Genomic DNA, 6,942 nt, shown 5'->3' on the forward strand with positions numbered 1-6,942 from the left:
CGCCGACAACGCGAAGATCCCCGAAGCGGTGAGCACGATCGCGCCGCCGGCCGCCACAGACCACTGTTCGCTGATCACCAGGCCGATGACACTGCTTGCGACTCCGATGACGATCGAGAGCGCGGTCATGCCCCCCACGGTGTCGCACCACAGCCGGGCCGTCGCCGCCGGCGCCACGATCAGTGCGACCGAAAGGATCGTCCCCACTGCCGGCACCGAGGTCACGATCGTCACCTCGATCAGCAGCAGGAGGACGACGTCGAGCCGGCCGGCCGGATAACCGATCGCGACAGTCGCATCCCGATCGAAGGCCCCGAACACGAGTTCCTTGGACAGCAGCGCGAGGACCACCAGCACGACGGCTGCGGTGATCCCGGAGGTCACCAGGTCACCGGTCTGCACGGTGAGGATGGATCCGACCAGATAGGCGGTGAGGTCCCTGGTGAACCCCGTCTGCGCCGACAGCAGTAACACCCCCAGCGCGAAGCTGCCGGACAGCACGACACCGGTGACGCTCGCGTTGTCACCACGGGCCGACAGCGCGGCCACGGCAAGGACCACCAGGAAGCCGAAAATCCCCGAACCGAGGTAGAGGTTGACGCCCAGGATCGCCGCGAGCACGACCCCCGGGAAGGTGGCATGCGTCATGGCCATCGCGAAAAAGCTCAGCCGACGCAGTACCACGTGCACACCGACGGCGCCGCACAGCGCACCGACGAACACCGCTTCGCCCAGGGCACGGCGGGTGTAGGAGTCCGACAGCAGACTCAGGACGGCCATCTAGCGGACACCCCCGCCCGTGTGCGTCCCCGGGACGAGCCGGCCGGCCGAGAGCTCACCGACGTCCGCGACCTCGGGTGGCAGCTTCATGCGCCGCCGCCGGCGACGCCGGGCAAGCGGGCCGATGCCCAGCGCAAGCAGGTAGAACGCGACCAGCGCGAGCACGACCGTGGCACCCGAGGCCAGCCGTACCCCGTGGTTGATCGACGCCTCATAGCTGGCCGCGAGCCCCAGCCATCCGCCGAGCATGCCGAGCAGGACCGCGAGCCCGGTCACGACCAGCAGACGATCGGACAGCAGCCGGGCGGTAGCCGCCGGAACGACCAGGAGCGCGATACTGAGGATCGTCCCGACGGCCTTGACCGCGGCGACGACGACCAGAGCGATAATCAGGTTCAGGGTGAGGTCGAGCAGCACGACGCGGTAGCCCATTGCCTGCGCGGTCTGCTGGTCGAACGTCCGCAGCAGCAGCTCCTTACGCAACGCATACATCGCCAGACTGACGGCTACAGCCACCACTGCTGTCTGCGCGATTTGGGTGGAGTCGACGGTGAGCACACGACCGAACAGGAAGGTCGTCAGGTCGGCGGTGTAGGAACGCTGCCGCGACACAAGCACGACCCCCAGCCCGAAGAACGAGGTCAGCAGGATCGCGAGCACAGCATCCTGACTCACCCGTGCCCTGGCCGCAAAAGCGGTGAACAGTACCGTCGCCAGGATCGCGAAAACCAGCGCCCCTGGGACGATCCCCGATTCCCGCGATACCAGGTATCCGATGACGACCCCGGGGAAGACGGCGTGGGTGAGCGCGTCCGCGAGGAAGGCCAGCCGGCGTAGCACCACGAACACCCCGACACCGCCCGCCAACGCGCCGAGCAGCAGCACCTCGACCAACGCCCGCTGCATGAACGGCAGCGCGAACGGATCCACCAGCAACCGGCTCAGCACAGCGGACCCCTTGGCAGCGGCTCCCTCGTCAGCAGACCCCTTGTCAGCCGACAACCCGGGAACGAGCGATTCACACGTGCGTGACTCATACCGGGCGACTCACGAATGAGCGACGATGACACCCTCGCCCCGCAGCTCGAGCGCGGCACTGCCGTAGGCCGCCCGCAGCCGGTCGGGGGTGAGCGTCGCCGCGGTCGGACCGAAACCGAACTGGTGCCGGTTGACCAGGCAGACGTCGTCGCAGGCCAGATGCGCCAGGGACAGGTCATGAGTGCTGACGACAACTGTGGCACCGGCCGCACGCAAACCTTCGATTGCCGACAGCAGCGCCTGCCGGGAGACCGCGTCCACACCGTTGAACGGCTCGTCCAGCAACAGGAGCCTGGGCTGCTGGGTCATCGCCCGCGCGAGCAGCACCCGTTGACGCTGGCCGCCCGACAAGGTGCCGAAACGGTCGGCGCTGCGGTGGGCAAGCCCCACCGCGGCCAACGCTTCGGCGGCGATCAGCCGGTCGGACCGGCGCGGCCTGCGTACCCAACCGACCTGGCGGTACCGGCCCATCAGCACGACCTGCCCGACGGAGATCGGAAAATCAAGATCAAGGGTGTCGGCCTGCGGGACATAGGCGACGTCCTGACGGGCCTGAGTCGGCGTCCGGCCGAGCACCTGGACGGACCCGCGGACGACCGGGACGAGCCCCAGAACCGCCTTGATCAAGGTCGACTTGCCGCCCCCGTTCGGACCGATGAGCGCAACCATGTGCCCCGCGTTCACCACCCCGTCCACATCCTCGAGAACAGGCACCCGGCCGTAGGCGACGCTAGCCCGATCGAAGACCACAGCGGGGGGACGGTCACCGGCTGCATCCACGAGTGACCCGGCGCCGACGTCTGCTCGGGGATCCACCATCTGTCGCCTCACCTCAGCCTTGCCTCACTTCAGCGCGTCAACGATTGTCCTGGTGTTGTGCTCCTCCATCTGCAGGTAGGTCGCGCCGGCCGAGCCCTGCGGACCGAGGGTGTCGCCGTACAGGGAATCTTCGCCCGCCACCACCTTGACACCTGCCTCCCGACCGATCGTCTCGGCCGTGTTCGGCGGCAGCGACGACTCAGAGAAGATCGCTTTGACTTCGACGGATTTGATCTTTTCGACAAGATCCTTGACATCGCGGCCGGACAGCTCCGCCGACGTGTCGAAACTCGGGATGATCGAGCCGACAAAGGTCAGTTGATACCGGTCGACGTAGTAGCCGAATGCGTCGTGGTTGGTCACCAACTTGCGGTCGGCGGGAGCCAGTGAGCTGATCTGGCGCGCGATGTCGGCGTCAAGTGCATCGACCCTGCCGTCATAAGCGGCGTGGTTGGCCTGATAGGCGACGGCACCAGCCGGGTCCTCGGCGGTGAACGCCTTCTCGATGTTGGCAACCATGATCTTCACGTTGAGCGGATTGTGCCAGATGTGCGGATCCCCGTCCTTCTCCTCCTCGTCACCGTTACCTGAACGGATCTTCACCCCCTGACTGGCGTCGACCCGGGTGCCCGCGAAACCCGCGGAGGAGATCGTCGCGTCGAGCCACTTCTCCAGGCCGACACCGTTGGCCACGAGCACGTCGGCCTCACCGATGGCCTTGACATCCGCTGGTGAAGGTTCGTAGTCGTGCGGGTCGACGTTGGGCTTGAGGATCTGGATCACCTGAACCCGGTCGCCGCCCACGGCACGCGCGAAGTCCGCGACCTGGGTGGTCGTCGCCACCACCTTGAGCTTCTCCGACGACGCGGCCGACGCGGACCCGCCGCCGGAACCGCAACCGGCAGCAAGCAGGGTGAGGAGAGCAAGCAGCGCAAGACTGGCAATGCCTGAGGATGAACGGGCCCGTGACATACGCAAGACGACTCCACTGTGAGGATGACGACTACGTAATGAAAACGGTTCCCGGTTCGGGTGTCAAATCAGGATGCCACCCTCCTTCCGGACGGCACCCGCCCTTCCGGACGGCACCTGCCTCCCGGACGTCATGTCACCGTCCGGACGTCATGTCACCGTCTCGTAACGCATTACAACCATATGATCACAAAAAGCGACCACACGTAGTGTCTCCGGAGCGGGCCATCCCGGCGGCACGCCATCTGACCGTTGCTGCGGCCCCTCGTATCAGGTCCACGCCGGAGCGCGTTTGAAAACCATGGACCTGCTATACGCCTCGCTTTCGTCGGAGCCTGGTCGCTCGGAGCCCGGTGGCTCGAAGCCCGGGTCGGCACTCACCGGTCCGGTTCACCGAGCCCGGACGACGGTCGGATTTCGGTTTTCGGCAGAACGCACGATTCTCGGACGTGCTCGCAGCGGCGCGCCCGGAACACGTCCGAAAGATGTCTCCTGGCCGATTACGGTGAGATGCTGAAGCCGTACACCTGTCACACAACCGTCACCGGCCGACGTTGTGGATGACGTTTTGCGGTTTCACTCGAACCGTGATCCGCTGTTCACTCAACCGGTGGAAAGGGTAACTGTCCGCCCCGAGATACTTTTTCGCAAGGTGATCGATGACGGCGTCGGCACCGTCGATCTCGAGGCGGGCCAACCCCGAGACGCTGACCAGGTGGTAAGCGTCATCCGGGTCGAGCACACCGATCGAAACCCGTGGGTCCTTACGCAGGTACCGCTCCTTGGCCCGACCGATCGCCGTGTTGAATATGATCTCGTCGCCATCCACGTCGACCCAGACAACCGTGCTGTGCGGCGACCCGTCCGGACGCAGGGTGGTTACCCAGGCGTACACCGGTCGGCTCAGCAGATTCCGGGCGTCCTCGTTGAGCGTGGCCATTGAGTTCCTCCTTGGTCGACGTCGAGGTCACGTTCAGGATAATCCCAGATGCGGCGAGAAAATTTCCGGTCAAAGTAGCGAGCCTGCCTTGGATCTTACATTCGCCGGGCGGGCCGGACAGAAAATTCAAGCAGAACATCCAAAACAGGCTCCAAGCGCCGAGGGCAGCGCGTTCGACCGGAAAACGGCGTCCGGACGGATACATCACGAAGCGGATGCCAAAGCCGCGGCCGGAGGGAACACGGTTGTGCAATCAGGTGAAGAGTATGTTTCCGACCGGATGTACCTTCGCCCGTGTCACGCGGTGGACGACGGTCCGCCGACCAGCACACCAAAGCCTGCATCAATGCGAATCAGTGCCCCTGTGACGCTCCGCATACCCGCGTCAACGGTTTGGCCGATCACCGCGGCGATGTCCTCGGGCTCGAGCACGCGCTGCAGGACCGAGTGGGTTTCGAGATGCTTCTCGCGCTCGGGCGTGAAGATCGGGGCGCTCGCCTCGGTGCGAACGCTGCCCGGGGCGATCGTGTTGACAGTGATTCCATATGACGCCGCTTCCGCGGCGACATGGCGGCTGAAGGTGTTCAGTGCCGACTTCGCCGTCGAGTGGGAGAGTCTGTTGGACCCCACGTAGTCGGCGGCGGTGCTGGAGACGTACACGATCCGGCCGCCGCCATGACCTCGCATCGCCGCCAGTACCTGTTGGGTGACGAAGAAGGCCCCGGCGAGCTCACCGCTGACTTTGTTGATGAAGTCCTTCCACGCCAGGGATGCAAGCGGGGCAAACGGTGGGGCTACGGTGTTGGCGTTGCAGACCAGCACGTCGATACGGCCCTGATCAGCCAGGACGGCGTCGACCATCCTCTCAACCTGATCGGGATCACAGACATCGGCCTGAACGCACTGAGCGGTCGCCCCCGCGGCTTCGACGTCGAGGGCGACCGCACGGGCGGCATCGACGTTGCTCCGGAAATTGACCACCACGTGGTAGCCACGGCGGCCCAGCTCGCGGGCTGTCGCCGCACCAATGCCGCGGCCTGCGCCTGTGACCAATGCCACCTCACGTGATCCACTCATCGTGCCTCCATCTCGGGTCTCGGGTCTCGGGTAACCGTAATATATGAGATTACTTTTGGTAAGGAGCCACTTCTGAGTATGCTTATAATGTGAAGGCAAGTTCGCAGCCCTCCGAGAGTGTCCAGGACGGTATGGGCGACGACGCGTTCCACAGCGGCTGCCCCGCTCGTACGGTGCTCGACCACGTCACCAGCCGCTGGGGCGTGCTGATCCTCACCGGGCTGGGCGCTGGTCCGCTCCGGTTCTACGAACTGCGGACGAAGATCGAAGGAATCAGCGAGAAGATGCTCTCCCAGACCCTGCGCACCTTGGTCCGGGACGGCTTGATCGAACGCACGGTGGAGCCCTCATCCCCACCCAAGGTCAGCTACAGCCTCACCTCGCTCGGCGAGGGACTGGCCCAGCCCCTGCTGCAGCTGTTCGACTGGATCCGGGACCATGCCCTGACGGTCAGCGCCGCGCAAGACCGCTATGACGCACGATCGAGCAGGTAGCCAGCCCCCGGGAAGGCCGAATGCCCGGGTCCTCATCCCATCAGTGGCCCGGGGGCCTGGATCACTGATGCGGGTGCCCACCCGGAATCCGGATAACCCGCGCAAAAGCCGTCTGCCGGGCGGACAGCTCCAGAAGCTGCGGGACGCAATATCACCGCCGGCTGTCAGGTAGACGACAGTTTTTAGGAAGGTACCCGGAAGATACCCGCCGCCTACTCGACGACCGCTCCAGCCACTGTCGCTGCAACTCCTAGTAGTCGTCGCGTAGAGCAGCCGGCGAGTGTTACTCTGCGTGAGAGCTTGGATCCAGCGAGCGGCTAGCTTGGCGCTTATCAGTTCAAGGAGCGGAGATGCCCTGGTCGGGGTCAGTGGGTCGGGGGCAGGCTACTGCGGTGACCGCGCGATCACACCGCCGGCTACGCATCGGAGCGTCGCACGGGCGACTGTCCCACGTCCGAAACAGCGGACCAGGGCAAGGCGACCGATCGGACCTGGATGACCAAAGGTAGCGCGATCATGTTCCTTTCGCGCTGCCGGAGGCCTAGGTCTCCGACTCACCAGATGGCCAAAGGCAGCGCGATGATCTTTCTTTCGCGCTGCCGGAGGCCTGGGTCTCCGACTCACTGAGTAGGAGCGTCCGAGGACGGGGCGTTCGATCAGCCAGCGACGGCCAGGTGGATGCATCCACAAGCAAACACGCCGGGCCGGCATCGCCCCTTGGCCGTGACCGACTCCTGGCAGTGACTAAATGCTCCGCACTCCAGAAAGGACCACATGACAACACTGACGGAGCGAGCTGGCCGGCCGGGCCGATCCGGCCTT

General features: G+C 65.2%; 7 protein-coding genes. 1 reads left to right on the forward strand and 6 read right to left on the reverse strand.

The features are described 5' to 3' along the window. The 6 genes from DD1DGNOD_RS24505 to DD1DGNOD_RS24530 all read right to left on the reverse strand — a co-directional run. The coding region (locus DD1DGNOD_RS24505) for a metal ABC transporter permease (protein ID WP_131771128.1) at positions 1-780 on the reverse strand (780 nt) is incomplete at its 3' end. Beyond that, entirely contained in the window at positions 781-1,728 is a 948-nt protein-coding gene (locus DD1DGNOD_RS24510; protein ID WP_430827864.1) for a metal ABC transporter permease, read from the reverse strand. A gap of 99 nt (positions 1,729-1,827) precedes the next feature. Continuing rightward, positions 1,828-2,637 carry a metal ABC transporter ATP-binding protein gene (locus DD1DGNOD_RS24515; RefSeq protein ID WP_131765101.1) on the reverse strand — a complete coding sequence of 270 codons (810 nt, stop codon included), beginning with the start codon at positions 2,635-2,637 and terminating at the stop codon, positions 1,828-1,830. A gap of 24 nt (positions 2,638-2,661) precedes the next feature. After that, the gene (locus DD1DGNOD_RS24520) at positions 2,662-3,609 is read right to left on the reverse strand and encodes a metal ABC transporter substrate-binding protein (protein WP_131765100.1); all 948 of its coding nucleotides are present in this window, start codon (positions 3,607-3,609) and stop codon (positions 2,662-2,664) included. 541 nt (positions 3,610-4,150) lie between these two features. Continuing rightward, complete coding sequence (locus DD1DGNOD_RS24525) at positions 4,151-4,549, reverse strand: PPOX class F420-dependent oxidoreductase (RefSeq protein ID WP_131765099.1); 399 nt, start codon at positions 4,547-4,549, stop codon at positions 4,151-4,153. 297 nt (positions 4,550-4,846) lie between these two features. Further along, positions 4,847-5,626: an SDR family NAD(P)-dependent oxidoreductase gene (locus tag DD1DGNOD_RS24530; protein WP_131765098.1), complete on the reverse strand. Its 780-nt coding sequence runs from the start codon at positions 5,624-5,626 to the stop codon at positions 4,847-4,849. 131 nt (positions 5,627-5,757) lie between these two features. On the opposite strand from DD1DGNOD_RS24530, the gene DD1DGNOD_RS24535 reads away from it, so the two are divergent. Next, the gene (locus DD1DGNOD_RS24535) at positions 5,758-6,120 is read left to right on the forward strand and encodes a winged helix-turn-helix transcriptional regulator (RefSeq protein WP_131765097.1); all 363 of its coding nucleotides are present in this window, start codon (positions 5,758-5,760) and stop codon (positions 6,118-6,120) included. Positions 6,121-6,942: the final 822 nt, after the last annotated feature.

This window comes from Candidatus Protofrankia californiensis, from assembly GCF_900634765.1.
GTDB classification, from domain to species: Bacteria; Actinomycetota; Actinomycetes; order Frankiales; family Frankiaceae; genus Protofrankia; species Protofrankia californiensis.

What these genes read in the sequence shown, in the direction of transcription:
- DD1DGNOD_RS24535 (WP_131765097.1), top strand. Translation starts at nt 5,758, where the DNA reads ATGGGCGACGACGCGTTCCACAGCGGCTGCCCCGCTCGTACGGTGCTC.
- DD1DGNOD_RS24515 (WP_131765101.1), bottom strand. Translation starts at nt 2,637, where the DNA reads ATGGTGGATCCCCGAGCAGACGTCGGCGCCGGGTCACTCGTGGATGCA.
- DD1DGNOD_RS24525 (WP_131765099.1), bottom strand. Translation starts at nt 4,549, where the DNA reads ATGGCCACGCTCAACGAGGACGCCCGGAATCTGCTGAGCCGACCGGTG.
- DD1DGNOD_RS24520 (WP_131765100.1), bottom strand. Translation starts at nt 3,609, where the DNA reads ATGTCACGGGCCCGTTCATCCTCAGGCATTGCCAGTCTTGCGCTGCTT.
- DD1DGNOD_RS24530 (WP_131765098.1), bottom strand. Translation starts at nt 5,626, where the DNA reads ATGAGTGGATCACGTGAGGTGGCATTGGTCACAGGCGCAGGCCGCGGC.